21 protein-coding genes and 3 tRNA genes are annotated in these 24240 nt (G+C 70.6%); 12 read left to right on the forward strand and 12 right to left on the reverse strand.

Features of this window, described 5'->3' with window-relative positions; translation table 11 throughout:
• Positions 1-94: 94 nt before the first annotated feature.
• The gene (locus JIG36_RS40640; RefSeq protein ID WP_203381893.1) at positions 95-844 is read left to right on the forward strand and encodes an SDR family NAD(P)-dependent oxidoreductase; all 750 of its coding nucleotides are present in this window, start codon (positions 95-97) and stop codon (positions 842-844) included.
• On the opposite strand, the gene JIG36_RS40645 is transcribed toward JIG36_RS40640, so the two are convergent.
• From JIG36_RS40645 to cbiE, 3 genes are read right to left on the reverse strand one after another with little or no spacing between them, the layout of a single operon-like run.
• A complete protein-coding gene (locus tag JIG36_RS40645) occupies positions 835-1551 on the reverse strand; it encodes a cobalt-precorrin-6A reductase (protein ID WP_203381895.1) in 717 nt (238 codons plus the stop codon). The two genes, JIG36_RS40640 and JIG36_RS40645, sit on opposite strands and share 10 nt — an antisense overlap.
• A 5-nt stretch (positions 1552-1556) precedes the next feature.
• On the reverse strand, positions 1557-2348 hold the full coding sequence (gene cobM, locus JIG36_RS40650) for a precorrin-4 C(11)-methyltransferase (protein WP_236049213.1): 792 nt from the start codon (positions 2346-2348) through the stop codon (positions 1557-1559).
• Positions 2303-3511, reverse strand: a complete 1209-nt coding sequence (gene cbiE / locus JIG36_RS40655; RefSeq protein ID WP_203381897.1) for a precorrin-6y C5,15-methyltransferase (decarboxylating) subunit CbiE — start codon at positions 3509-3511, stop codon at positions 2303-2305. Before cbiE ends, cobM begins: the two co-directional genes overlap by 46 nt.
• 164 nt (positions 3512-3675) lie before the next feature.
• On the opposite strand from cbiE, the gene JIG36_RS40660 reads away from it, so the two are divergent.
• The 6 genes from JIG36_RS40660 to JIG36_RS40685 all read left to right on the forward strand — a co-directional run bounded on the left by JIG36_RS40660 (position 3676) and on the right by JIG36_RS40685 (position 11183).
• A complete protein-coding gene (locus JIG36_RS40660) occupies positions 3676-5319 on the forward strand; it encodes a ferredoxin reductase family protein (protein ID WP_236049214.1) in 1644 nt (547 codons plus the stop codon).
• A 22-nt stretch (positions 5320-5341) separates the two neighbouring features.
• A complete protein-coding gene (locus tag JIG36_RS40665; RefSeq protein WP_203381899.1) occupies positions 5342-5842 on the forward strand; it encodes an FMN-binding protein in 501 nt (166 codons plus the stop codon).
• Between the two features lie 32 nt (positions 5843-5874).
• Positions 5875-6603, forward strand: a complete 729-nt coding sequence (locus JIG36_RS40670; protein ID WP_203382162.1) for an FAD:protein FMN transferase — start codon at positions 5875-5877, stop codon at positions 6601-6603.
• A gap of 187 nt (positions 6604-6790) precedes the next feature.
• On the forward strand, positions 6791-8383 hold the full coding sequence (locus JIG36_RS40675) for an ABC transporter transmembrane domain-containing protein (protein WP_236049215.1): 1593 nt from the start codon (positions 6791-6793) through the stop codon (positions 8381-8383).
• Positions 8380-10092: an ABC transporter ATP-binding protein gene (locus JIG36_RS40680; RefSeq protein WP_203381902.1), complete on the forward strand. Its 1713-nt coding sequence runs from the start codon at positions 8380-8382 to the stop codon at positions 10090-10092. The genes JIG36_RS40675 and JIG36_RS40680 overlap by 4 nt, the downstream gene beginning before the upstream one ends.
• Positions 10093-10229: 137 nt before the next feature.
• On the forward strand, positions 10230-11183 hold the full coding sequence (locus JIG36_RS40685; RefSeq protein ID WP_203381904.1) for a zinc metalloprotease: 954 nt from the start codon (positions 10230-10232) through the stop codon (positions 11181-11183).
• A 35-nt stretch (positions 11184-11218) separates the two neighbouring features.
• Here the strand turns inward: JIG36_RS40685 and JIG36_RS40690 are convergent, their stop codons facing one another.
• The 5 genes from JIG36_RS40690 to JIG36_RS40710 form a co-directional block, all read right to left on the reverse strand.
• Entirely contained in the window at positions 11219-11407 is a 189-nt protein-coding gene (locus tag JIG36_RS40690) for a DUF5808 domain-containing protein (protein ID WP_307873109.1), read from the reverse strand.
• 151 nt (positions 11408-11558) lie between these two features.
• Positions 11559-12527, reverse strand: coding sequence for an AraC family transcriptional regulator (locus tag JIG36_RS40695; RefSeq protein WP_203381908.1), 969 nt, complete (start codon positions 12525-12527; stop codon positions 11559-11561).
• A gap of 109 nt (positions 12528-12636) precedes the next feature.
• Positions 12637-14514: a tetratricopeptide repeat-containing protein gene (locus tag JIG36_RS40700; RefSeq protein WP_203381910.1), complete on the reverse strand. Its 1878-nt coding sequence runs from the start codon at positions 14512-14514 to the stop codon at positions 12637-12639.
• Positions 14515-14906: 392 nt separating this feature from the next.
• Positions 14907-16319, reverse strand: coding sequence for an argininosuccinate synthase (gene argG, locus JIG36_RS40705; protein WP_203381912.1), 1413 nt, complete (start codon positions 16317-16319; stop codon positions 14907-14909).
• 135 nt (positions 16320-16454) lie between these two features.
• Positions 16455-17024 carry a TetR/AcrR family transcriptional regulator gene (locus tag JIG36_RS40710; RefSeq protein ID WP_203381914.1) on the reverse strand — a complete coding sequence of 190 codons (570 nt, stop codon included), beginning with the start codon at positions 17022-17024 and terminating at the stop codon, positions 16455-16457.
• A 225-nt stretch (positions 17025-17249) separates the two neighbouring features.
• Here JIG36_RS40710 and JIG36_RS40715 point away from each other — a divergent pair, with 225 nt between their 5' ends.
• Positions 17250-18839, forward strand: coding sequence for a CocE/NonD family hydrolase (locus tag JIG36_RS40715; RefSeq protein WP_203381916.1), 1590 nt, complete (start codon positions 17250-17252; stop codon positions 18837-18839).
• Positions 18840-19155: 316 nt separating this feature from the next.
• Here JIG36_RS40715 and JIG36_RS40720 read toward each other — a convergent pair whose 3' ends face one another.
• A complete protein-coding gene (locus JIG36_RS40720; protein WP_203381918.1) occupies positions 19156-19488 on the reverse strand; it encodes a hypothetical protein in 333 nt (110 codons plus the stop codon).
• Between the two features lie 137 nt (positions 19489-19625).
• Positions 19626-20807 (reverse strand): GNAT family N-acetyltransferase, encoded by a 1182-nt coding sequence (locus JIG36_RS40725; protein ID WP_203381920.1) that lies wholly within the window; start codon positions 20805-20807, stop codon positions 19626-19628.
• A 174-nt stretch (positions 20808-20981) separates the two neighbouring features.
• On the opposite strand from JIG36_RS40725, the gene JIG36_RS40730 reads away from it, so the two are divergent.
• The 3 genes from JIG36_RS40730 to JIG36_RS40740 all read left to right on the forward strand — a co-directional run bounded on the left by JIG36_RS40730 (position 20982) and on the right by JIG36_RS40740 (position 21251).
• Positions 20982-21054 (forward strand) — tRNA-Gly (locus tag JIG36_RS40730).
• Between the two features lie 34 nt (positions 21055-21088).
• Positions 21089-21159 (forward strand) — tRNA-Cys (locus JIG36_RS40735).
• A 20-nt stretch (positions 21160-21179) separates the two neighbouring features.
• Positions 21180-21251: transfer RNA gene (locus tag JIG36_RS40740), tRNA-Val, on the forward strand.
• 435 nt (positions 21252-21686) lie between these two features.
• Here JIG36_RS40740 and JIG36_RS54445 read toward each other — a convergent pair.
• Positions 21687-22121 carry a LacI family DNA-binding transcriptional regulator gene (locus tag JIG36_RS54445; RefSeq protein ID WP_307873110.1) on the reverse strand — a complete coding sequence of 145 codons (435 nt, stop codon included), beginning with the start codon at positions 22119-22121 and terminating at the stop codon, positions 21687-21689.
• Between the two features lie 159 nt (positions 22122-22280).
• Here JIG36_RS54445 and JIG36_RS40750 point away from each other — a divergent pair, with 159 nt between their 5' ends.
• Positions 22281-22898, forward strand: a complete 618-nt coding sequence (locus tag JIG36_RS40750; RefSeq protein ID WP_203381921.1) for a hypothetical protein — start codon at positions 22281-22283, stop codon at positions 22896-22898.
• Positions 22899-23223: 325 nt separating this feature from the next.
• On the opposite strand, the gene tsaD is transcribed toward JIG36_RS40750, so the two are convergent.
• Positions 23224-24240, reverse strand: coding sequence for a tRNA (adenosine(37)-N6)-threonylcarbamoyltransferase complex transferase subunit TsaD (gene tsaD / locus JIG36_RS40755; RefSeq protein WP_203381923.1), 1017 nt, complete (start codon positions 24238-24240; stop codon positions 23224-23226).

Genomic DNA, 24240 nt, shown 5'->3' on the forward strand with positions numbered 1-24240 from the left:
GATCGAGCTTACCAGTTGTGTACCGATCGATCCGGAAGTGCTAGCGTACTTCTGTACCGATCGGTTGGTACAAAAATAGAACTGGAGAAAAAAGATGCTCAAGGGGAAAACAGCCGTCGTCACCGGTAGCGGCACGCGGGGAATCGGCCGGGCCACCGCCGCGCGACTGGTGGCCGAGGGTGCGTACGTCTTCATCACCGGCCGCCGCAAGGCCGAGCTGGATGAGGCGGTCGAGGCCATCGGCTCGTCGGTCACCGCGGTGCCGGGCGACATCACCGATCCGGACGACCTCGACCGGCTCTACGCCGCGGTCCGCGAGCGCGGGCAGGGCCTCGACATCCTGTTCGCCAACGCCGGCACCGCGTCGTTCGCGACCCTCGACGACCTCGCCCCGGAGGAGCTCGACCGGATCTTCGATGTCAACGTCAAGGGCACCTTCGCCACCGTGCAGAAGGCGTTGCCGCTGCTCAACCCGGGTGCCTCAATCATCCTGAACGCCTCCACCTCGGGTGACCGGGGCGCACCGGCCTTCGGGGCCTACGCCGCGTCCAAGGCCGCCGTCCGGTCCTTCGCCCGCACCTGGGCGAACGAGCTCGCCGGCCGGGGCATCCGGGTCAACGCGATCTCACCGGGGCCGGTCGACACCAGCGGCGTCGAGGAGCTGAGCGCGGCGCACGGGCAGGACCACGAGGCCGTCAAGACCGCCCTGGCCGCCTCGGTGCCGCTCGGCCGCACGGGCAGCCCGGACGAGGTCGCCCACGCCGTCGCCTTCCTGGCCTCGCCGGAGAGCAGCTTCATCGTGGGAGCGAACCTCTACGTCGACGGCGGCGCGAATCAGGTCTGACGGATCAGGGCCTCGGCCTCGGGCGCGGTGGTTGCCACCAGGGCCCCCGGAAGAGCCGGGCGGTCGACCATGACAACGGGGACACCGAGCTCGCGGGCCGCCGTCAGCTTGGCGTCCGGACCGCCGCTGTCCTTGGTCACCAGCACGTCGATCCGGTGTTCGCCGATCAGGCGCCGCTCGCCGGAAAGGGTGAACGGGCCCCGGTCCAGCAGCACCTCGAGCCGCCGGGGCATGGGCGGCTCCGGCGGTTCCACCGAGCGGGCCAGGAACCACGCGTCCACCTGGGCGAACGCGCTGATTCCCTGCCGGCCGGTGGTCAGGAAGACCCGGTGGCCGAGGTGGGGGAGGAGGGCGGCGGCTCCGGCCAGGTCCCGTACGCGGTGCCACCGGTCGCCCGGCTTCTCGACCCATCCGGGCCGGCGCAGCACGATCAACGGCACCCCGGCCCGGGCCGCCGCCTCGGCCGCGTTGACGCTGATCACGGCCGCGAACGGATGGGTCGCGTCGACCAGGACGTCGATGCGCTGCTCCCGCAGATAGGCGACCAGGCCGTCCACACCGCCGAAGCCGCCGATCCGCACCTCGCCCGCGGGCCGCCGGGGAGAGGACGTACGACCGGCCAGCGAGGTGATCACCCGCAGGTCGGTGAGCCGGTCGGCCAGGGCGCGGGCCTCGCTGGTCCCGCCGAGAACGAGGACGTGCCGCATGACGGTCAGGAGCCGGGGCGGCTGCGGGCGGCGGAATAGAGGTGGCTGTCGGGGAACTGGACCGCGGTCAGGGCCGGCCCGACCACGATGATCGCCGTACGCCGGATGCCGGCCGCGCTGACCTGCCCGGCGATGTCACCCAGGGTGCCGCGCAGGATCACCTCGTCGGGGCGGCTGGCCCGCGCCACCACGGCCACCGGGCAGTCCGCGCCATAGGCCGGGATCAGCTCGGCCGCCACCGCCTCCATCCGCTGGACGGCCAGGTGCAGCACCATCGTCGAGCGGCTGGCGGCCAGGGTGGTCAGGTCTTCGCCCTCGGGCATGGCGGTGGCCCGTTCGGCGGTCCGGGTCAGGATCACCGTCTGGGCCACGCCGGGGACCGTGAACTCGCGCGCCAGCGAGGCGGCCGCGGCGGCAAAGGAGGGGACACCGGGGGTGACGTCGTACGGGATTCCGGCCGCGTCGAGGCGGCGCATCTGCTCGGCCACGGCGCTGAAGACCGACGGGTCGCCCGAGTGCAGGCGGGCCACGTCATGCCCGGCCTCGTGGGCCGCGGTCATCTCGGCGATGATCTCGTCGAGGGTCAGCTCCCAGGTGTCGACCTGACGGCAGCCGGGCGGGCACGATTCCAGCAGCTCGACCGGCACCAGACTGCCCGCATAGAGGCAGACAGGAGAAGAGCCGATCAACTGCTTTCCCCGTACGGTGATCAGGTCGGCCGCACCCGGCCCGGCGCCGATGAAATGCACCGTCACGGTGTCACCGACCAGATCGTCACCGGCATCATGGGTCTCCATCCCGTGAAGCCGCCCACCGGTGAGCCCCGGCTCACCGACAGGCGGGTCAGTTCCCCGCCCAGCTTGGCGTAGGCGGCCGCCAGCGTGGCCTCGGACTCCAGCGTCACCGCGCTCGCGACCAGGCGGCCGCCCGGGCGCAGCGCGGCCAGGCCCGCTTCCAGCACACCCTCGCCGGTCAGGCCGCCGCCGATGAACACCGCGTCGGGCGTGGGCAGGCCGGCCAGGGCCGCCGGCGCGTGGCCGGTCACCGTCTGCAACCCGGGGACACCGAGCGTGGCGGCGTTGGCCCGGATCGTGGCCACGCGGGCGGCCGACGACTCGACGGCGACGGCCCGGCACGAGGGGTGGCTGCGCATCCACTCGATGCCGATCGAACCCGACCCGGCGCCGACGTCCCACAGCAGCTCGCCGGGCACGGGCGCCAGCACGGCCAGGGTCACGGCCCGCACCTCACGCTTGGTGAGCTGCCCGTCCGTCTCGTACGCGGAATCGGGCAGCCCGGGCACGACCGAGACCGACGGGCCGGGGCCGCAGTCGACGGCGATCACGTTGAGCGGGTCGCCGGGCGGGTGCTCCCACGAGCCGGCCGGAGCCGAGAAGATCCGTTCGGCGGGGCCGCCCAGCTGCTCCAGCACCGTGAGCTCGGCCGACTCGAAACCCGCGGCGGCCACCAGCGACGCCACGGCAGCGGGGGTGGCGGCGTCGCGGGCGAGCACCAGCAGGCGACGGCCGGGGTTCAGAGACTTCCGTACGGTGGCCGGGTCGGCGGTGACCAGGCTCAGCACCTCGGTCGTGGCGAGCGGCCAGCCCAACCGGGCGGCGGCCAGCGCGGCGGACGACGGGTGGGGCAGCACCCGTACGCGGGAAGCCCCGATCAGACGCACGAGCGTGGCGCCGATGCCGTGGAACATCGGATCGCCGCTGGCCAGCACAGACAGCCCGGCCGCGGCGTGCTCCTCGACGAGATCGCCCAGCGCCGGGAGCAGCGGAGACGGCAACGGGACACGGCGGGCCGTCACCGAGGGCGGCAGAAGCGACAAATGCCGCGGACCACCGATGATGACGCCGCTGGAGGCGAGCGTGCTCACCGCCGTACGGGAAAGGTCCTCCCACCCGCCGGCGCCGATGCCGACCACCGTGACCAGGTCGGGTTCGGCGCTCATAGGCCGAACCTATCGGAGCCGGTGGCCGCGAGAATTTCCGCATCCGGTTGAGCGAAGGCGGCGCCGGGTGCGTACAACAGCCCGACGGCTCCCCGAGACCGGGTCGTCACGTCCGCCGCAGGGGGTGGCAGACGCCCAAGACGACCGCTGAACGGGTGAGGATCATGGCGCAAGGGCCGCCGACGTTCCAGACCTTTCAAGATCAGCGCTACTCGCCGGACGAGGACGCGCAATACTTCGCCGACCTGCGCGCCACGCCTCAGGACGACCGGGGCGCCGACCCCTGGGGTGAGCAGGACGACGACCGCCGCCTCTCCGACGGCTGGGGCGTGCGCGAGGTCGACGAGGCCCGTGATCCCTGGCCCGACGACCCGTACCGCGACGACCCGTACCGCCGCAGCGACATCCTGGTCGAGTCGAACACCGACCCGACCGGCTGGAAGGCCTCGGGCCCGGCCCAGCCGCCGATCCCCGACGACCGCCCGCCGGCCGAGGCCATCTCGGGCAACCGGCTGCTCACGGTCCTGCTGTTCTTCGCGGGCCTGGCCACCAGTGTCTCGCTCTGGCTGTTCGAGACCCAGTCCGGCGAGATCAGCGACACCGCGTCCCTCATGCTGGCCGCCGGTCGCATCACCGGCCTGATCGGCGGTTACATCCTGTTCATCCAGCTGCTCATGATGAGCCGGGTCAGCTGGCTCGAGGAGTGGGTGGGCGCCCGCGACCTGCTGCGCTGGCACCGCTGGCTCGGCACCTCGCTCTGCGTCTTCGTGCTGGCCCACGTCGTGTTCATCGTCTACGGCTACGCGCTCACCGCCGAGACCGGCGTCGTCGAGCAGGGCTGGACGATCATCACCACGCTGCCCGAGATGCTGAGCGCCAGCGCCGCCACGATCATCCTGGTGGTGATCAGCCTGATCTCGATGCGGGCGGCAAGGACCAGGCTTCCGTACGAGTTGTGGCACCTGATCCACCTCACCGGCTACCTCGTGCTGCTGCTCGGCTACGGCCACCAGGTCGCCACCGGCGCCAACCTCAGCGGCAAGTTCGCCTCGATCTTCTGGCCCGCCCTGACCGCGCTGGTCATCTCGGCCCTGGTCTGGGGCCGCCTGATCGAGCCGCTGTGGCTCAACATGCGACACCGCTTCGAGGTGGCCGAGGTCGTCTCCGAGGGCGGCAACACGTTCTCGATCTACATCGACGGCAAGAACCTGGAGAAGCTGCCCGCCCAGGCCGGCCAGTTCATGCGGTGGCGGTTCCTGACCCGCAACGGCTGGTGGCAGTCGCACCCGTTCTCGCTCTCGGCCGCGCCCAACTCGCAGTGGCTGCGGCTCACGGTGACCGCGGTCGGCGGCCACACCCGCAAGCTGGCCTCGATGAAGGCGGGCACGCCGGTCTGGGCCGAGGGCCCGTTCGGGGTGTTCACCGCCCAGCGCCGCACCCGCCGCCGGGCCCTGCTGATCGCCGGCGGCAGCGGCATCGCGCCGATCCGGGCCCTGCTCGAAGACATGCCGCCGGACACGATCGTCATCTACCGGGCCAGCCGCCCCGACGAGCTGGTCTTCCGCGGCGAGCTGGAAGACCTGGCCGAACAGCGCGACGCCTGGGTGCGCTACATCGTCGGCGGCCGCAACGACCCCGGCCCGCGCCGGCTGTTCACGCCCGAGGGGCTGCTCGGCCTGGTACCTGACGTGACCCGCCGCGACGTCTACCTGTGCGGTCCGCCCGGTCTCGTCGAGGCCGCGGTGGGGACGTTGCGTGACCTCGACGTCCCGGACAGCCAGCTGCACCTCGACCCGTTCGAGTTCTGAGAAGACACGAGGAGTTCTCGACATGCGACGCAGTACCGCAGCAGCCGTCGGCACCCTGACCGGCGCCGCCCTGATCATCGGGGTGCGACTGAGCGTGACGCCGCCCGAGGCTCCCGTCGCCCAGGCGCCGGTCGCCGACCTGCAGGACAGCTCTCCGGCGCCGGCCAAGAAGCCGACGACGAAGCCGGCCGCCAACGGCGAGGGCGCGAAGGAGGAGGAGAAGGCGCCCGAGAAGGCCAAGACCGGCTTCAAGGACGGCGTCTTCAAGGGGAACGCGGCGGCCAACCCGTACGGGAAAATCCAGGTCACCATCAAGGTCGAGGGTGGCGAGATCACGGGTGCGGACGCCACCTATCCCACCGCCAACGACAGCGGGACGATCAATCCGCCGGCCATCGCGACCCTCAAGCAGTCGACCCTGGGCGCCACGAGCGCCGACGTCGCGGCCGTCTCCGGGGCCACTTACACCAGTGAGTCCTATGTCAAGTCACTGCAGGCAGCGCTGGACGCCGCAAAGGCGTAGGGTCACGCTCTGTGCGCCATGTCGAACATGTGATGGGTACGACGGTCAGCATCGAACTGGCCGACGACCGGCCGGAGGAGGAGCTCCGTCGGCTCATCGCGGGCGTGTGTGACTGGCTGCACGAGGTCGACGCGCGGTTCAGCACCTACAAGGCGGACAGCGAGGTGTCCCGGCTGGCGCGCGGCGAGCTGCGGATCGACGACTGCTCGGCCGACCTGCGGCACGTCCTCAAGATGTGCGCCGACCTGTGGCGCGACACCGACGGTTACTTCGACGCGTACGCCGGGGGCTCGCTCGACCCGTCCGGTTACGTGAAGGGCTGGTCGGTCGAGGTGGCCTCGGCCCGGCTGGCCGACGCCGGGTCGCACGACCACTACATCAACGCGGGCGGCGACATCCGCATGCGCGGCCGGCATCCGGAGGGCGGCCCGTGGCGGGTCGGCATCCGGCACCCGTGGGAGGCCGACAAGGTCAGCTGGGTGCTCGCGCTCAACGACGGCGCGGTGGCGACCTCGGGCACCTACGAGCGGGGCGATCACGTGATCAATCCGCGGACCGGGCAGCCGGCCCGTGGGTTGCGCTCGGTGACCGTGGTCGGGCCCGATCTGTCGGTGGCCGACGCTTATGCCACGGCGGCGCTCGCGATGGGGGAGGCCGGGATCGCCTGGCTCGCCAAGCGGGCGGCCGATGGTTACGACTCCGCTGTGGTGACGGATGACGGGCGGGCGTTCAGCTCGGCGAATCTCCCCGCGGCCGTCTGATACCGCCCAGTTTATATGGGCATTTTCCTCATCCCCAGCCTGGGCGGTCCGTCCGTGCGGTTATCCACAAGCGGGTGAAACTGGGCGGCGTTCATCGACTCCCATGAGGCAGCATGGCGACGTGGACTTACGGGGACCGGCGCGCTTTCTCTGGTGGTTGGGCAGATCGAACAAGGGCCGAGTGGGGATGGGAGCCCTCTTCGGGTCGCTGTGGTTCCTCAGCCTGGCGACCACGCCCTGGCTGCTCTCACAGGCCATCGACCACGGGCTCGCGCCGCACGAACCCCGTACGCTGATCGCCTGGGCCGCCGCCGTGCTGATCGTCGGCGCGGCCAGTGCCGGGCTCGGCATCATGCGCCACCGCAGCATGACGAGGCTGCGCATGGCGGCCGCGCTGCAGACGGCCGACCTGGTCATGTCGCACGCCACCCGGCTCGGATCGGCGCTGCCCCGCCGCATCACCGCGGGCGAGGTCGTCACCATCGGCATCTCCGACGTGTGGACGATCGGCCGCGCGATGAACGTGGGCGGCGTCGGTGTCGCCTCCACGCTGGCCATCTCGGTGGTGGCGACCATCCTCTTCCAGACCTCGCACATGCTGGCCGCCGTCGTGCTGATCGGCGTGCCGGTTCTCGCCGTCTTCGTCGGCCCGCTGTTGCAGCGCGGGCAGAAGGCCGGCCTGGTCTATCGCGAGCAGCAGGGGGAGCTCAACACCCGCCTGGTCGACGTGCTCGGCGGCCTGCGCATCCTCAACGGGCTCGGCGGCAAGCAGACACACCTTTCCCGGTACGACGACCAGTCCGCGCGACTGCGTGACCAGGGATATCGCGTCGGTGGCCCGTTCAGCTGGATCGGCGCGCTCGGCGACGGGCTCCCGGTCGTGTTCCTGGCCGTGGTCGTCTGGCTGGCGGCCCGGCTCGCGGTCTCCGGTGAGCTGACCGTCGGCGAGCTGGTGGCCGTCTACGGCTACACGGCCATGCTGGTCATCCCGGTCAACGTGCTGATCTTCTGCTCGTTCGACGTCACCCGCGGGCTGGTCGCGGCCCGCCGCGTGGTCGACTTCCTGCGCCTGCCCGCCGACGACCCGTCCGGCGTGCCCGGCCCTCCGCATCCGGCCGTGCTGCGCGACCCGGAATCCGGTGTGGTCGCCGAACCGGGCCGCCTGACCGCCCTGGCCGGCTCCCGTCCGGCCGACGCGGCCGAGGTGATCGACCGGCTCGGTGGTTACGGCGAGACTGCCGTGACCTGGGGCGACATCCCGCTCGCGGAGGTCGCCCAGCCCGAGGTCCGGGCCCGTCTCCTGGTGGCGCAGCCCGGCGCCGACCTGTTCGCGGGCGAGCTGCGCGACGTGGTGGCCGGCCGGGACGACGCCGACGACGAGCGGGTCCGCGGCGCGATCACCACCGCCGTCGCCCACGACGTGGCGTCCAGCCTCGACCGGCCGATCGAGTGGTCCGGCCGCAACATCTCCGGCGGTCAGCGCCAGCGCGTCCGCCTGGCCCGGGCCGTGCACGCCGACCCCGAGATGCTGCTCGCGGCCGAACCCACCTCGGCCGTCGACGCGCACACCGAGGCCGCCATCGCCGAACGCCTCACCGCCGCCCGGCGGGGCCGCGGCACGGTCGTCGCCACCACCTCGCCGGTGATGCTCGACCAAGCCGACGTCGTGCACTACCTGGTCGACGGCCGGGTCGCCGCCACCGGCACGCACCGGTCGCTGCTCCTGGAGAACCCGGGCTATCGCGCTCTCGTGTCGCGCGTCTTCGGGGAGGACGCGTGACGGCCGCGCTTCCCGTCGCCGATCAACGCGGTGTGGCCCGGGCCGCCCTGGCCCTGATCCGGGCCGACCGCCGCTCGGTGGCCGTCATGACCGTGATCAACGTGCTGGCCGCGCTGGCCGGTCTGGGCGGCCCGTGGCTGCTGGGCCGCATCATCGACACCGTCGCCGGCGGGGGCGGCGCCGGCCGGGTCGACCAGCTCGCCGCGGGTGTGCTGGCCTGCGCCGTGCTGCAGACGCTGCTGGCCCGGCAGTCGCTGGCGATCGCGTACCGCTTCGGCGAACGCACCGCCGCCCGCATCCGCGAGGGTTTCCTGCGCCGCTCGCTCGGCCTGCCCGCGGCCGTGATCGAACGGGTTCCGGCCGGTGACCTGGCCGCCCGCGGCACCACCGACGTCGACGCGGTTGCCAACACGCTGCGCGACATCCTGCCCAACATCCTCATCGGCGTCGTCCAGATCATCTTCATCGTGGTCGCCGTGCTGCTGCTCAACCCGCTGCTCGGCGTCGTCGGTGTGCTCGGCCTGTCCGGCATCTGGTTCGCCACCCGGTGGTACCTGCGCGTGGCCCGCTCCGCCTACCTCAAGGAGGGCGAGGCCAACTCCCGGCTCGCCGACGAACTGGCCGCGACCACCGCCGGCGCCCGCACCATCGAGGCGTTCGGCCTGGCCGAGCGGCGCCTCTCGGCCGGCCGCGAAGCGATCATCGAGACCCGGCGCACGCGCCTGGCGACCCTGGGCCTGCGCAGCGTCTTCTTCCCGTCGGTCGAGATCTCATACGCCGTACCCAGCGTGCTGGTGCTGCTGCTGGGCGGCTTCCTCTACTTCGACGGCCACGTGAGCCTGGGTACGGTCGGCGCCGCGGTGCTCTACCTGCGTCAGCTGGTCGGCCCGCTCGACATGATCCTCATCTGGATCGAGTCGTTGCAGAGCAGCAGCGCCTCCTTCGCCCGCATCGAGGGCCTGGCCGCCGTGCCCGCCGGGCCACCGGTCTCGACCACCCTGCCGCAGGGCGACCGCATCGAGATCTCCCAGGTGCGATACGCGTACGACGAGGGCCGCGACGTGCTGCACGACGTGAACCTGACCGTGCGCCCCGGCGAGCGGCTGGCCATCGTCGGGCTCTCCGGCGCCGGCAAGTCCACATTGGGCCGCCTGATCGCCGGCGTCGACCGCCCCGCGTCCGGCTCGCTGACCGTCGGCGGTGTCCCGGTCGCCGACCTGCCGGCCGACGAGCTGCGCCGCCAGGTAGTCCTGGTCACCCAGGAGCATCACGTCTTCCGCGAGTCCCTGCGCGACAACCTGATGATCGAGGCCCCCGACGACGACCTGCGGCGGGCCCTCAAGACGGTGGGCGCCGACTGGGCCGACGACCTCGACCGTGACCTGGGCGTGAATCCGCCCGACGGCGCCCAGGCCCAGCAGCTGGCCCTGGCCCGGGTGGTGCTGGCCGACCCCCACACGGTCATCCTCGACGAGGCCACCGCGCTGCTCGACCCCACGGCGGCCCGCACGGCCGAGCGCGCCCTGGCCGCGGTGCTCCACGAACGTACGGTGATCGCGATCGCCCACCGCTTGCAGACAGCACACGACGCCGACCGGGTGGTGGTCATGGAGGACGGCCGCATCATCGAGGTCGGCACGCACGACACTCTGGTCGCGGCCGGTGGCCCGTACGCGGCCCTGTGGCACTCCTGGCACAGCAGCGATTAGCCGATCTTCGCGGTCCTGGTGGCCGCACGGACGGTATCGGTGACCGTCATTGGCTCCTACCTTCGGTGATTGTCCGATTACCGGCGGCCGCATCGACGGCCGTCGGTCTTGCCGGATCCTCACGAGGAGGAACCCTCATGCAACGAAGGCGAATCAGCACCGTCGTGATCGGAGTCCTCGGGGCGGCGCTGATCACGGCCCCGTCGAGCGGGGTGGCCGTCGCCGCGGCCGACTCCGTCGCGGCGTGCACCTCCGTCTCGAGCGAACGTGTGCGCGGCAACCGGCCCGGCGGGTCCGACCCCAACGACCTGACCCGCAGCGAGGCCACCCAGGCCGAGAAGCAGATGACCGCCAAGCTGAGGTCGAAGGGTCTTACCTGGAAGTCGAAGGTGCCGAGAGGCCAGATCACCATCGACGTGCGCGTGCACGTGATCACCCGCGCCGACGGCACCGGGGGAGTGACGAAGAAGCAGATCGCCGACCAGATCGCGGTGCTCAACGCGGCCTACGGCGGCCGGACCTCACCCTTCGACGCCCGTACGATCTTCCGCTTCACCACGAAGTCGGTCGACTACACCCGCAACGACGACTGGTTCGACTGGGCCGACCCCGACGTCGACCCGTCCGACGACCAGGAGGCCAAGGCGGCCCTGCACCGCGGCGGCTACGACGACCTCAACATCTACATCGCCGGCTTGTCGGGCGGCCTGCTCGGCTACGCGTACTACCCCAACGAGGCCACGCTGATCCAGGACGGTGTCGTGGTCCTCAACGAGAGCCTGCCCGGCGGCGCGGCGGCCCCCTACAACGAGGGCGACACCCTGACCCACGAGGTCGGCCACTGGCTGGGCCTCTACCACACGTTCGAGAACGGTTGCACCGCTCCCGGCGACCAGGTCTTCGACACCCCCTACCAGGCCGACGGCGACAACATCTTCGAGTGCAACGAGTCCGACGACACCTGCCCCGCCCCCGGCCGCGACCCCGTACACAACTTCATGAGCTACGGCGACGACCCGTGCCTCGACCGTTTCACCCTGGGCCAGAGCATCCGCATGGCCCTGATCTGGTTCGCCTACCGAGCCGGCTGACCCGTGGCCGGAGCCCGCGCCCGCTGACGTGCCGGTCAATGGGCGAGGGCTCCGGCCAGCACCCCGGCGACGGGAATCGCGAGCAGGAGGGTGAGCACAGCCCAGCCGGCCGGGTGTCCGAAGTTGACTGTCCAGCCCAGGCCGCTGCGGCGGGGGACCAGCAGGCGGGGGTCGTCCCGGTTGACGTAGAACATGCCGGCGCGCCAGTGCTCGTCCTCCGGCACCTGGGATCTGCTTGTGTGCGGCCGGGATGCGTACGCGGTCATGCCGAGAAATCCGCCCAAGCCGGCGGCGAAGCAGAGTGCCGCCGCGATCGCGGTGCCGGCGCCCAGATTGCCGTCGTGCCAGATGCGGTCGGGGCCCTGTCTCCGGTCATCAGGTCTGCAGGGTCTGGCTCGGGCGGCGGCCGAACGCCTCGCGGTAGTAGCCGGCGAACCGGCCCAGGTTGGCGAACCCCCAGCGATACGCGATGTCCGCGACGGTGTCCCCCCTCGCGGCGTCGGCGGCCTGCAGGTCGCGGTGCGCCCGCTGCAGCCTCACGTGACGCAGGTAAGCGGCCGGAGTGGTGTCGAGGTGACGGCGGAAACCGACCTGCAGCGTACGGGTCCCGATGCCGGCCGCGGCGGCGATCTCCTCCACGGTGAGCGGTTCGGCGGCGTGCTCGTCCACATAGGCGACCGCCCGGCGGATGACGGCGGGCGCTATCCGGCCGGGTTCCGCGATGTAGTCGACCGTCATGGCGGTGTTCGGGAACACGGTCACCGCCGTCGTCGTCACCACGTCGAGGGCGGTTCTGAGCAACAGCTGATGGATCTCCGGGCCGGCCATCAACTGGTTGAGATAGGTGGCGGTGGCCTCCCAGCGGCGGGCCGCGGCGGGCGACACCGGGTTCATCGCGTCGAACCGGAAATCGGCCGGGTCGAGGCCGAACCGCTCGGAGACCCGCCGCACCTCGCCGACCGGAAACTGAATGGCGATCTGGGTCGACCGGTCCAGCGAGATCTCGAGCGGAAGACCGACCGGATACAGAAGTGCGCTGCCCGCTTTCGCGCCGGCCTGCTGCCGACCGGCGGTCACCTCGGCCCTGCCGTCGACCACGGTCAGAATGTGGATCGCGTCGAACGGCTGGGTGTGAAAGGTCATGCCGGCCCGCCATTGCGGCGAATCGACGATGAGCGGGCCCGCGGTGGCCATGCGAGACCGGAAGAGAAAGTCGGGCTCCGTGCTGCCCGCCTGGGTGTGGTGATCGACGTAGCGCCGCCGGAGCAGATCTTCCGACTCGCCGAAGTCGTAGGTCTCCATGCTGGTGCGCAAAATCGGAACAGAACCCGGCTCCGCGGACATGGCGACCCCTCCTCCGCGGAGAATAGGCCGCCCTCGCCGTGATCAGAATGACCCACCTGGACGATTCCGGGGCACGCTCCCACGCCCTCCCGCGTCGCCGTCCGGGTGCTCAACGGGGCACGATGATGACCTTCTTACGGACCGGATCGCCACTGGATCTGTAGGCGATGGTCACGCCGCGCAGACTCGAAGGCCCATCCGGCCCGGGGCACGGTGCCCGCGGGAACTCCACGTCCACCGGCGCGTCGCCTTCGGAATCCCAGATCTTCAGTTCCTGGCCCGAGAACACGACCGCCTTCTGGCCGCCCAGGTCGATCACCTTCTGCCGGCCGCGTTCCCGGCCCAGATAGATGAGGCGCAGCCCGTGTGAGTCCGGCCCGTCCGGCGCGAGCATCAGAAGATACTCATTCGGATCCACCTGGATGGCGGCCAGCGTCGCCGCCGCGACCGCGAGATATTGGTCAAAGGCCTCATTCGCCGGTGGGTACAGGCTGGTTCCGCCCGATCCGGTGCCCATGAGGTGATGCCAGGCGTGAATAATGATCTTGGATGCGAGCCGGCGGGTGGTGCGGGGATCGTTGGCCGCAGCGGCGTCGGTCAGGCCCGCCATGATGGCCTCGTGCAGGTCGGCGGTGAGGACTTCCCGGTTGTCCCGCAACGCATCGCGGAGAAGCGCCCTGGTCAGGTCGTGCATGCGGACTCCGTCGTCCGTCATGTCGATCAGGAACAGATCGCGGAGATGCTCGAGTGCTTCCTGGGTGGCGGCCCGCGCGACCTGCGGCCCGGGTGTTCCGTTCGGTCCCGGCTTCCGGAACGCCTGGAACAGGAACCTCACCTTGAGCGGTCCGCTCCCGGCATACGCGATCATCCCGAGGAGCAGCGCCTTTCGCGGATGCCGCGCTCGAAGGTCGTGATAGGTCTCGCGGTAGATCTGCGCCAGACCGGGCCGCTCCCGGTCATCGAAACCGTCCAGCAGCAGCGGGGCGTGTCTCTGAAGATCACTGACAAGGCCGTCGACATCCGACGATTCCCTCTGCTTGAGGCGTCCGCAGATCGCTGTGACGGCGAGTGGATGATTGCCGACGGCGCCGGCCAGGGCGGCTCGCTGGTCCGCCGTCAGGTCATCACCGAGAAGGTGTTCGGCCAGCTCGATCGCCTCGGTGGTGCTCATCGCGCCCACCTCGATCACCGCTTCGGGTGGCAGCAGCCGATGCCGGATCCGCGTCGTCACGACGACCGTGCCCTCCCAGTCGGGTGGGATCAGGCGCTCGAGGTCTTCCGCTCGCCGGACGTCATCGAGTATCAGTGATCGGCTCGTTCTGAGATACCGGTGGAATGCCAGTTCCAGCTGCGGGACGGTATACGTCGCCGACCGCGCATGGTGGCTCAGGATCTCTCGCATCCCCCGCTCGATGTCGCTCTCTGAGGTGCACAGGATCACAGGGGCGTCCGCGCCGGCCAGCGACGTCGCCAACGTCGTCTTCCCGGTGCCGGCCGAGCCGACCAGGGCCACGAGCGGGGAGCCCGACTGCACGAGCTTCCGGTAGTTCCCGGACAGCTCCGGCCGGTCGACAAACGGGTGTTTCTGCTTGACGATCAGGGCTTTCCGGCGAGGCTTCGCGCTCGACCGGCGAACGCGGGCGGTGGCCATCTCGTGAAAGAGGGCGTCCGCACGCTGTACCTCCTCGGAGCCTCCACCGAGCGCCCGGGTCAGATCCTCGACCTGTCTCCTGCTCGCCGGCCGGACGCGGCCCGACAGGATGCGGGAGACCTGCTCGTCGCTCAGATGGACAGCGGCGCCGATTTTCAGGAACGACAGCCGTTCTCCGGCCGGCCTGGACTCACGGAGGTCATCGAGCAGCTCCAGCAGCTCCCGATGCGGACCACCGGCGGGCCAGGCTCCACGTGGAGTCTCTTGAGGCTTACGGGGCACCCGGCCTCCCGTCAGGTCGTTCGGGCGGCCATCGTAACGAATCGAAAGCCACATCCAATGCCACGACCGGGCGCCCGCGTCGCTTCGTTTCAGCAGGTCAGAGCACGCCGGGCAGCGTGCTGGGACGAGGTGGCATTCGTGTGGCCATCAGCTGCCCGTTCACTCCGCAGTGTCGGTCGCGACAGCGGCTTCGGCCGGCGAACGGCAGCACAGAGGAGTGACGATGGCGCACTGGCTGGAATGGGCCTCGATGATTGTCGAGGTGCTGCATCTGGGGGTGGCGGCGACAACCCTGGCCCTGGTTGTCCGATCCGATCGCGGCTCGGGTCCCGGCGCGTGATCGCCGCGCCGGGCGGCTGTCCGGCCGCCCGGCACTGAGCCTTCCGGCCGGCCACGCCGGGGCCGGCAGCCGGCGGCCTGATCGGGCCGCCGGCTGGTGCTGGGGTTCAGTCGGTGCCGGACTCCATGGCGGCCTGGTCGAGCAGGTCGTCCTCGACCGGGACGGCGCCGCGCGAGGCGATCTCTTCGGCGCCGCCGGCGGGCAGGGCGCCGACCAGCCCCTGGGGGCTGCCGACCATGCCGAGGCGGGCGTACTGCTCGAGCTTGGCCCGGCTGTCGGCGATGTCGAGGTTGCGCATCGTCAGCTGGCCGATCCGGTCGGCCGGGGCGAACGCCGGGGTCTCGGTCCGTTCCATCGACAGCTTGTCGGGGTGGTAGCTGAACGCCGGACCCGTCGTGTTGAGCACCGAATAGTCGTCGCCGCGCCGCAGGCGGAGCGTGACCTCACCGGTGATCGCGTTGCCGACCCAGCGCTGCAGGGACTCGCGCAGCATGAGCGCCTGCGGGTCGAGCCAGCGGCCCTCGTACATGAGCCGGCCCAGCTTGCGGCCGTCGTTGTGATAGCTGGTGACCGTGTCTTCGTTGTGGATCGCGTTGACCAGCCGCTCGTACGCGATGTGGAGCAGGGCCATGCCGGGCGCCTCGTAGATGCCGCGGCTCTTGGCCTCGATGATCCGGTTCTCGATCTGGTCGGACATGCCCAGACCGTGGCGGCCGCCGATCGCGTTGGCCTCGAGCACCAGGTCGACCGCCGAGCCGAACTCCTTGCCGTTGATCGTCACCGGGCGGCCCTCGGCGAAGCCGATGGTCGCGTCTTCGGTCGCGATCGCCACGTCGGTGTCCCAGAACCGCACGCCCATGATCGGGTCGACGATCTCGATGCCGTTGTCGAGGTGTTCGAGCGACTTGGCCTCGTGGGTGGCGCCCCAGATGTTGGCGTCGGTCGAATACGCCTTCTCGGTGGAGTCACGGTAGGGCAGGTCGTGGGCGAGCAGCCATTCGCTCATCTCCTTGCGGCCGCCGAGCTCGGTGACGAAGGTCTTGTCGAGCCACGGCTTGTAGATGCGCAGCGACGGGTTGGCGAGCAGGCCGTAACGGTAGAACCGCTCGATGTCGTTGCCCTTGAACGTCGAGCCGTCGCCCCAGATCTGCACCTGGTCTTCGAGCATGGCCCGCACGAGCAGTGTGCCGGTGACGGCCCGGCCCAGCGGAGTCGTGTTGAAATAGGTGCGGCCGCCCGAGCGGATGTGGAACGCGCCGCAGGCCAGGGCGGCGAGCCCCTCCTCGACGAGGGCCGACCGGCAGTCGACCAGCCGGGCGATCTCGGCGCCGTACGCGATGGCGCGGTCGGGCACGGAGGTCACGTCGGGCTCGTCGTACTGGCCGATCTCGGCCGTATACGCGCAGGGCACAGCACCCTTCTCACGCATCCACGCGACCGCAACCGACGTGTCGAGGCCACCGGAGAACGCGATGCCGACCCGCTCGCCGACCGGAAGTGAAGACAGAACCTTGGTCACACCGAGGATTATGCACTACTCCGCATTTTCATGCGAGCCGCCACCCTCTTCCGTGTCCGACCTGACCTCCCGCGCTGCGGCGCCGGCGCAGCGTGCAAGCAGCACCGCGAGCTTGTCCGCAACCGGAAGGCGGGCTCAGTGCGAGCGGAACACCCCGTCCAGGGCCAGGTCGATCGTGCGGTCGGCGGCGGCCTGGGGCTGGGCCGCGCCGTCGAGTGTGCCCTCCAGGACGCCCTCGACCATCGTGAAGATCAGCACCAGGTCGCCGGGCTCGAGGTCGCGGCGTACGTAGCCGTGTTCCTGGGCCCGGCGCAGCGGTTCGGCCAGCAGGGCGACGATCCGGCGCAGGAACCGGCCCTGGACGGCGGGTTCGAGCCGGCGCGCCAGCCGTACGAGGGGACGCATGGTGACCTGGGAACGCAGCACGGCGTCGAGGATCGATCGGAACGCGGCCGGCTGCTGGCTGGTGGCGGCGACACAGGCCGCGAGACGGTCGACCTGAAGGCCGATGACCGCGGCCGTCAGGGCGTACCGGTCGGGAAAGTGCCGGTAGAGCGTCGCCTGGCCGACCCCCGCCCGGCGGGCGATCTCGGGCATGCCCACCGCGGAGCGTTCGCTGGTCATCAGATCGCAGGCGGCGCGCACGATGGCGTCCCGGTTGCGTTGCGCGTCGCGTCGCCGTGGCGCCTGAACCCCGTACAGCATCGGGCTGCCTCCGCTCGTCCGCCGCTCGTCCGCCAGCCTCGAAGTGACCTACGTTACTGGCTAGTAACGATAATGTCATGAAGTTCAATTTCTCGGAACCGGCCCATACGCTGCCGAAACTGGAGCGCTCCAGCCCCTCCCACCGACGAACCGCCCATCCGGGTGGGCGTGCCACCGCGTCCCCCGTACGGGCTCGTCGACCTTGCTCTGCACTGAGGAGAGCGCATGGAGCTCCGTCGGAAGATCATGCTCAGCGTCGCCCTGGCCACCGGACTCGTCCTCTCCGGTGCCGGCCCCGCCCCCGTCTCGGCCGCCCCCGCGCCGGGCTCGGCCACCCCCGCGGTCGCGCGTTTTCAAGCCGTCGCCACCACCGGCTACAAGTTCGTCGACATTCCCGGCTCGGGGGTGACCCTCAAGGCCAACGTGATCGCCCCGGCCGCCGCCGGCCGCTACCCGGCGGTGATCTTCCCGGCGAGCTGGGGGCTCAACGACCTCGAATACCTCGCCCAGGCCAGGAAGTTCGCCGAGGGCGGGTACGTCGTCGTCTCGTACACGCCCCGCGGCTGGTGGGCCTCCGGCGGGGAGATCGACACGGCCGGCCCGAAGGACATGGCCGATCTCTCCAAGGTCGTCGACTGGACGCTGGCGAACACGGCCGCCGACCCCGCTCGCCTCGGCGCGGCCGGGATCTCGTACGGGGCGGGAATCAGCCTGCTCGGCGCGGCTTTCGACAAACGTCTGCGCGTCGTGGCGATGATGAGTGGCTGGACCGACCTGGTGTATTCGCTGTACAGCGACTCCACCCGCCACCGTCAGTCGGCCGGGCTGCTGGAACTGGCGGCCGGCCTGCTCGGCAACCCCGGGCCGGAGCTGAGCGGCAAACTCGCCGACTTCAAGGCCAACCGCAACGTCGGCGAGGTGATGGCGTGGGCGCGCGTCCGTTCGGCGTCGACCTACCTGTCGCAGCTCAACACGAACGCCCCGGCCGTGCTGATCGCCAACGCCTGGGGCGACTCGTTCTTCCCACCCAACCAGTTGGTTGATTTTTATCGGCAGCTGACCGGCCCGAAGCGTCTCGAACTGCGGCCCGGCGACCACGCGATCGCGGAGCTGGGCGGCATCTTCGGTTTCCAGAACGACGTCTGGGCTTCCGTACGGGCATGGTTCGATCAGCACCTGACCGGCGCGAGCGGTTCCGGGCAGCCGGTGCTGGTGCGCCCCGAGAACGCGTCGGTGGAGTCGTACGCCGACTGGTCGGCCCTGAGCACGTCGACCACACGCTACGGCCTGGGCCGCATCCGCACCCTCGACGGCACCGGCCTGCTGGGCGGCGCCCCCACCACGGGCTGGACGAAGGCGCTGCCGACCGACAAGGACACCACCGCGAACGGCGGGGTCGTGCTGCTGACCAACGGCATCTCGGCCTTCACCAACACCCGCCCGTCGGTCTGGCTCCCCACGGTCGATCGTTCCCGGGCCGGCGTCTGGGCGTCGTCCCGCCCCGGCAGCACGCTCAAGATCCGAGGCATCCCGCGCGCCCACCTGAAGGTGTCCCAGTCCGAGGGGTCGGCGGTGGTCTACCTGTATGACCTGGACGCCCTCGGAACGGCCCGCCTGATCACGCACTCTCCGGTCGCGTGGTCGGGGACGACCGAGGTCGACCTGGCCTTGTCGGCGGCCGCCTATGACGTGCCCGCGGGCCACTCGCTGACGCTGGTCGTGGACACTGTGGATCCGCTCTACTACGACGCCAACGAGCCCAACCGGCAGATCACCATCACCGGCGGCTCCTACCTGGACGTGCCGACCCGCTGATTTCCCGTACGCCCATAGGGCCGCCCCGCCCACCCAGGGCGCGGGCGGCCGCGCACGTTCACGTCGGCCGCACCCAAGTCACGCGCCGAGCCACCTCAGGGCCACTCACCAGCATCGCGCCCCGCCAACCTGGGCGCGGTGGGTCGCGGACGTGCACGCCGGCTGCCCCCGAGTCACGCGGCGAGCCGCCTCAGGGCCGATCACCAGCATCGCGCCCCGCGCGTGCCCCCTTCTTCCGCTCGCGTCCACGCGGGCGCGACCATTTCTCAGAAGTGCCGGCGTGCCCCACCCACTTCCATGCGGGCGCGACCGCTTCTCAGGCGTGCCCGTGCTCCCGCTTACGCCCGTGTACCCGATGCGGGTGGCCACGATGCGCGCGCCCCTGCCCGCGGCCCTTGACCGGAGGCTGGTCCGGGCTGGCCAGGATCGCCCACCGGCTCCGCCAGGCCATCACGGAACCGATCGAGACCGCCGACAGCACCGACCCGATCGACAGCCACGAGCCGATCGACAGGATCGAGCAGTTCGACCCGATCGACCCGATGGACAACGACGACCCGACCGAGCCGATCGACAGCACCGACCCCTTCGAATAGATGCTCAGAACGGAACCCTGGGACTTGTACGACAGGATCGATCTGTCATTCATCCCGTGATTATCGCCTCCTTCGCCCCTCGCCAGAACCCCGCGCGACCGCCGGCCACAACTCCGCGACCGCCGGCCGGGAATCCGCGCGGGCGCCGGTCAGAATCCGCGGCCACCGGCCATGACTCCGCGCGCGTGGGTCAGAAGTCCGCGCAGATGTACGGCATCTCACGCGGGAACATGCTGCTCAACACGCCCACGGCCGCGCCGTCGACCCGTCCCAGGCCACGCGTGATCACCTCGATCGGGTCGAGAACGCCGTACAGCAAACCGCTGAACCCACCCACCGAGAGCGTCGCCGCCGGTTCCGCCGTCCCCTTGGTCACCGTCAGCCGGCCGCCCTCGCCCACGAGCCGCCACGACCCGCCGACGAGCGTGTCGTCCGGGATCTCGATCGTCACGTCACCGTCCCCCACCGCGGTTCCGCTCAGGCCCGGCATGTCGAGCACCCGCACCATCGCCCCGCCGTGCGTCGGAAAGTCGACACGCCCCTCGGTCGTCACCGCGAAATCCGTGCCCCACAACTCAGGAACGTCATCGGTGCCCACCCGGACCCGCACCCGCGCGACCTGATCAACGTGCCGCGAGAGGAACTGCAGCAGCAGCGCCCGCCCCAACGGCCCCGTCGTCAGAAGATCAGAACCAACAAGCTCCCCGCCGTACGCCTTCACCTGGTACGACAACGCCCCGACCACCTCACCGTCGACGCGCGCGATCGCCACCCACCGCTTGTCGTCACGGAACTCGGCCGCACGGGTCTCGTCGTACACCGCGAACCCGTGGCGCGTCTCGACCAGCCGGCGCTGCAGCCCCTGCCACTCGGCGAACCCGTCGCGCATCGGCAGCCGCTCCACTTCACCCGGCAGCTCGGCCCGGTTCAGGTGAGACAGACCTTCCGGGGCAAACGTCGCGATGCGGTGCCGAGGCGTGCCGACATAGCCGAACCGGGCATAGAACGACGGCCGGAACGGATAAAGCGCGCTGACGGTGTGCCCCTCATCGCGAGCCTGACCCAGCAGCCGCTCGATCACCCCCCGAACCAGCCCCCGCCGCCGAGCCGACGGATGCGAGGCCACCGACGCCACACCCGCCATGTCGTGCACCGTGCCCCGCACGTTCTGCCGCATCCGCAACGCCGCCGCGCAGGCCAGCGTCTCCCCGTTCTCCTCCGCGACCCAGTTCAGAGCCGTCTCGAAGAACTTCATGCGTTCCCCGTACGCCTCCTGGTCGCCCTCAGGCCAGGGCGATGACACAAACGCGTACGACTGGAGGGGAAACATGCTCGCCGTGCGCTCCACCGCGCTGATCTGCCGGAAGGTCATGGGCTCATCCAACACCGAACGGCCCTCGGGCCGCCCGCCCGTTTTCCAGGCTGTGGATAACTCCGGAACCCCAGGTGAGCCCCCGACCGCGACGCGCCGGGGGACCCCGGTTTGGCAAGGCCCCAGGGGACCCGCTAATGTTTCTTCCGTCGCCGGGGGAGCCCGGGCAGACAAGCGGACGTAGCGCAGCTGGTAGCGCATCACCTTGCCAAGGTGAGGGTCGCGGGTTCGAATCCCGTCGTCCGCTCGGAGAGGCCTTCACAGTCGTGCTGGGCCGGCTCGGTGGAGTGGCCGAGAGGCGAGGCAACGGCCTGCAAAGCCGTCTACACGGGTTCAAATCCCGTCTCCACCTCGGCAGTATGATGTACCCGAGGGCGATTGGCGCAGCGGGAGCGCGCTTCCTTGACACGGAAGAGGTCACTGGTTCGATCCCAGTATCGCCCACGAGATGCAGGGGCCGTGTGTCCGCGGAAAGCGCGGACCGCGGCCTCTCGTCATGTCTGCTCAGGGGGCCGAGCCCCCTGAAACCCCACGGTGCGATGGTCACGGTGGGAGATCAGCTCCCAGCACTCCGGCCTCGGATCTTCCTTGATCCGCGCAGGCACTCATTCGGCTGGCTCCATCAACAGCCTGTCGAGCACGGCCACCAGTGACCGCGAATCGGATCGGCCGGTGAGCCTTCAGCGCCGGCCGCCAGAGCGCGGTCAGTCCGTCCAGAAGCCGTTGGGTCATCTCCCTGAGTGACGTGGGAGTGGATGGCCTGCACCGAGCCGTCGGCGTGACCCATCAGGGCGTCCATCAACGCCGCAGGTGTACCCAGCTCGATCGCCAGGGTCTTGTAGGTGTGCCGCAGCCCGTGCGGCGTCAGCCCCGAAGCCATCAGCAACCAGCACGAATCGGCCTTCGCGGTCGCGCCCCGTCCGCGCACCGGAACGCCCGGCTACGGATCAGCCGGCACCGGGACAGGCGCGGAGCCTTCGCCGGATAACGACCCGTCACGGCCGGCTGGAACAGCCAGGTGGCGAAGCCGTTACGCCGCCGGTGAGCGGCAAGCTGTCCCGCAGGACGGCCACGCACGTAGCCCGGGTCCTCCACGGCGGCCATCACCCGATCCCGAGTTGCCGGAGCAACGACCGGCTTACCCGCGAGCACGGCCGAGGCCGTACCCACAGCGACCGCGGCCCGGCGAGCGACATCCACCAGCCGTGGACCTGCCGGTTCCGTGCACCCGGCGCGTTCCGCAGGGACGGCCAGGTGAGCACCTCTGCCGCTGTTCATGCGGCCCCGGACAAGCCGCAGCCGGGCCGTTCCCATCGCGATGGAAAGTCACGGACCCGTACGGGGTCCACCGACCGGCTATCCGCTGACGATCTGTTCAGCACTCAGAGGTGGCCGTCCGCTCGACATCCTGTGTCGGTTAAATGCGGTTTGTCCGAATGTACAGCGCCACGCAAGCAGTACGAGAGGATCACGATGAACAAGCTCACCCGCGCCCTCGCCCTGGGAGGGTTCGGCGTTCTCACCGCTTTGACCGTTGGCATGGGTCCGGCTCAAGCTGCCCCGGCCGGGCCGGTCGGGCCGGCGGCAACGGACAGCAAGATCACCGCCAGCCAGAACATGTGGCGGGGCGAGAGCCAGATCGTCGGCTTCTACCGCTCGTTGCGGGCCTGCCAGCTGGCCGGCATGTACGGCGAGCGCAGCGGCGCCTGGGACGACTTCGACTGCAGCGCCGTTCGTGTCGGCCCCCGCCGCGGTGCCTGGGCCCTCGAGGTCGCTGACTACGACAACTGGGGCTCGTTCGGCTTCGGCCGGCCGTTCCAGGTCGTGCGTGGCTTCCCGGCTCAGTTCCGTCCCGCCTGGGCGGGCCAGTTCCGCCAGGGTCGTCCGGGTCAGTTCCGGCACTTCCGCCCGGGTTCGCACCGCAACGACTGGATGCGGGACCGGGACCGTCGCCACGGTGGCTGGGACCGCAATGACGGTCGCGGTGGCCGGGACAATGACGGTCGCGGTGGCCGGGACAACGACGGCCGGGACCGGGGCAACGACGGCCGCGGCAACCAGGGCAACAACCCGCGCGGCGACCGGCACTGACGCCACGAGCACGATCTCGGGCGCGCCGGCCCCCGGGCCTCCGGGGCATCAGACGCATCCGAGTAGCGCGAGGAGGGGATGCGTTGTCGCGCGATCCCCATACCGATAGGTGACTTACAAACCTTTGGCCGCCAGGCGATCACTTCGCTTGGCGGCCAAGGCCTTTCTGGCCTTGTTGGACAGGCTTCGGCATAACGCACGGTGACGGCGGCAACCGATGCGTTCACGATTGCGCTGGTGCGGCGCGGAAACGAACTGCTGCGATTGGCAACAAGGGGAACCTGAACAGGGAAAACGTGGTTCTTATTTTGACGGCCGGATCGCGTCAGGGATGCACGAGCGCGTGGGTGAGGGTCGCGGTGGGGTGCATGGCGAGGTCGAGCGGGCTGGGCGGCAGCCCGGCGCGGATCACGAGGTCGCCGACGGCGGCGATCATGGCGCCGTTGTCGGTGCACAACCGGGGCGTGGGTACGCGCAACTCGATCCCGGCCTTGGCGCATCGCTGAGCGGTGAGCGCGCGGACCCGGCTGTTCGCGGCCACCCCGCCGACCATCAACAGCGTCGAGGCGTCGTGTTCGTGGCAGGCGGCGACGGCCTTGCGGGAGAGGGTGTCGGCGACGGCTTCCTGGAACGAGGCGGCGACGTCGGCGACGGGCACCGGGCCCGGGTGACGTTCGACCCAGCGCGCGACGGCGGTCTTGAGGCCGGAGAACGAGAACGTGTGGGTGCCGGGCAGGGCTCGCGGAAACGCGATGGCGTGCGGGTCTCCCTCGCGGGCGACCCGGTCGATGGCCGGTCCGCCGGGGTAGGACAGGCCGAGGAGGCGGGCGACCTTGTCGAAGGCTTCGCCCGCGGCGTCGTCGAGAGTGTCGCCGAGGTGGACGATCGGGTCGCGGGCGAGGTCGCCGAGCAGCAGCAGTGAGGTGTGTCCGCCGGACACGATCAACGCGATGCACCGGCCGGGCAGCGGCCCGTGTTCGAGGGTGTCGACGGCGGCGTGACCGGCCAGGTGGTGCACCCCGTAGAGGGGCACCGCGAGGGCCAGCGCGTACGCCTTGCCGGCGGCGAGCCCGACCTGCACGGCGGAGGCCAGGCCGGGGCCGGCGGTGACCGCGACGGCGTCGATGTCGGCGAAGGCGACGCCGGCCCGGTCGAGGGCGTGCCGGACCATCGCCGGCAGGGCTTCCAGGTGGGCGCGGGCGGCGATCTCGGGGACGACGCCGCCGAAGCGGGCGTGCTGGTCCATGCTGGAGGCGAGGGCGTCGCCGAGCAGCACGCCGTCGCGGACGAGGCCGACGCCGGTCTCGTCGCACGAGGTCTCGATGCCCAGTACGAGCGGCAC

This window comes from Paractinoplanes ovalisporus (assembly GCF_016834655.1).
Lineage (GTDB): Bacteria > Actinomycetota > Actinomycetes > Mycobacteriales > Micromonosporaceae > Actinoplanes > Actinoplanes ovalisporus.

What these genes read in the sequence shown, in the direction of transcription:
- JIG36_RS40720 (WP_203381918.1), bottom strand. Translation starts at nt 19,488, where the DNA reads ATGAATGACAGATCGATCCTGTCGTACAAGTCCCAGGGTTCCGTTCTG.
- JIG36_RS40675 (WP_236049215.1), top strand. Translation starts at nt 6,791, where the DNA reads ATGGGAGCCCTCTTCGGGTCGCTGTGGTTCCTCAGCCTGGCGACCACG.
- JIG36_RS40645 (WP_203381895.1), bottom strand. Translation starts at nt 1,551, where the DNA reads ATGCGGCACGTCCTCGTTCTCGGCGGGACCAGCGAGGCCCGCGCCCTG.
- JIG36_RS40665 (WP_203381899.1), top strand. Translation starts at nt 5,342, where the DNA reads ATGCGACGCAGTACCGCAGCAGCCGTCGGCACCCTGACCGGCGCCGCC.
- JIG36_RS40640 (WP_203381893.1), top strand. Translation starts at nt 95, where the DNA reads ATGCTCAAGGGGAAAACAGCCGTCGTCACCGGTAGCGGCACGCGGGGA.
- JIG36_RS40695 (WP_203381908.1), bottom strand. Translation starts at nt 12,527, where the DNA reads ATGTCCGCGGAGCCGGGTTCTGTTCCGATTTTGCGCACCAGCATGGAG.
- cbiE (WP_203381897.1), bottom strand. Translation starts at nt 3,511, where the DNA reads ATGAGCGCCGAACCCGACCTGGTCACGGTGGTCGGCATCGGCGCCGGC.
- JIG36_RS40710 (WP_203381914.1), bottom strand. Translation starts at nt 17,024, where the DNA reads ATGCTGTACGGGGTTCAGGCGCCACGGCGACGCGACGCGCAACGCAAC.
- JIG36_RS40660 (WP_236049214.1), top strand. Translation starts at nt 3,676, where the DNA reads ATGGCGCAAGGGCCGCCGACGTTCCAGACCTTTCAAGATCAGCGCTAC.
- JIG36_RS40700 (WP_203381910.1), bottom strand. Translation starts at nt 14,514, where the DNA reads ATGTGGCTTTCGATTCGTTACGATGGCCGCCCGAACGACCTGACGGGA.
- JIG36_RS40670 (WP_203382162.1), top strand. Translation starts at nt 5,875, where the DNA reads ATGGGTACGACGGTCAGCATCGAACTGGCCGACGACCGGCCGGAGGAG.
- JIG36_RS40750 (WP_203381921.1), top strand. Translation starts at nt 22,281, where the DNA reads ATGAACAAGCTCACCCGCGCCCTCGCCCTGGGAGGGTTCGGCGTTCTC.
- cobM (WP_236049213.1), bottom strand. Translation starts at nt 2,348, where the DNA reads ATGGAGACCCATGATGCCGGTGACGATCTGGTCGGTGACACCGTGACG.
- JIG36_RS54445 (WP_307873110.1), bottom strand. Translation starts at nt 22,121, where the DNA reads ATGGGAACGGCCCGGCTGCGGCTTGTCCGGGGCCGCATGAACAGCGGC.
- JIG36_RS40715 (WP_203381916.1), top strand. Translation starts at nt 17,250, where the DNA reads ATGGAGCTCCGTCGGAAGATCATGCTCAGCGTCGCCCTGGCCACCGGA.
- JIG36_RS40725 (WP_203381920.1), bottom strand. Translation starts at nt 20,807, where the DNA reads ATGACCTTCCGGCAGATCAGCGCGGTGGAGCGCACGGCGAGCATGTTT.
- JIG36_RS40685 (WP_203381904.1), top strand. Translation starts at nt 10,230, where the DNA reads ATGCAACGAAGGCGAATCAGCACCGTCGTGATCGGAGTCCTCGGGGCG.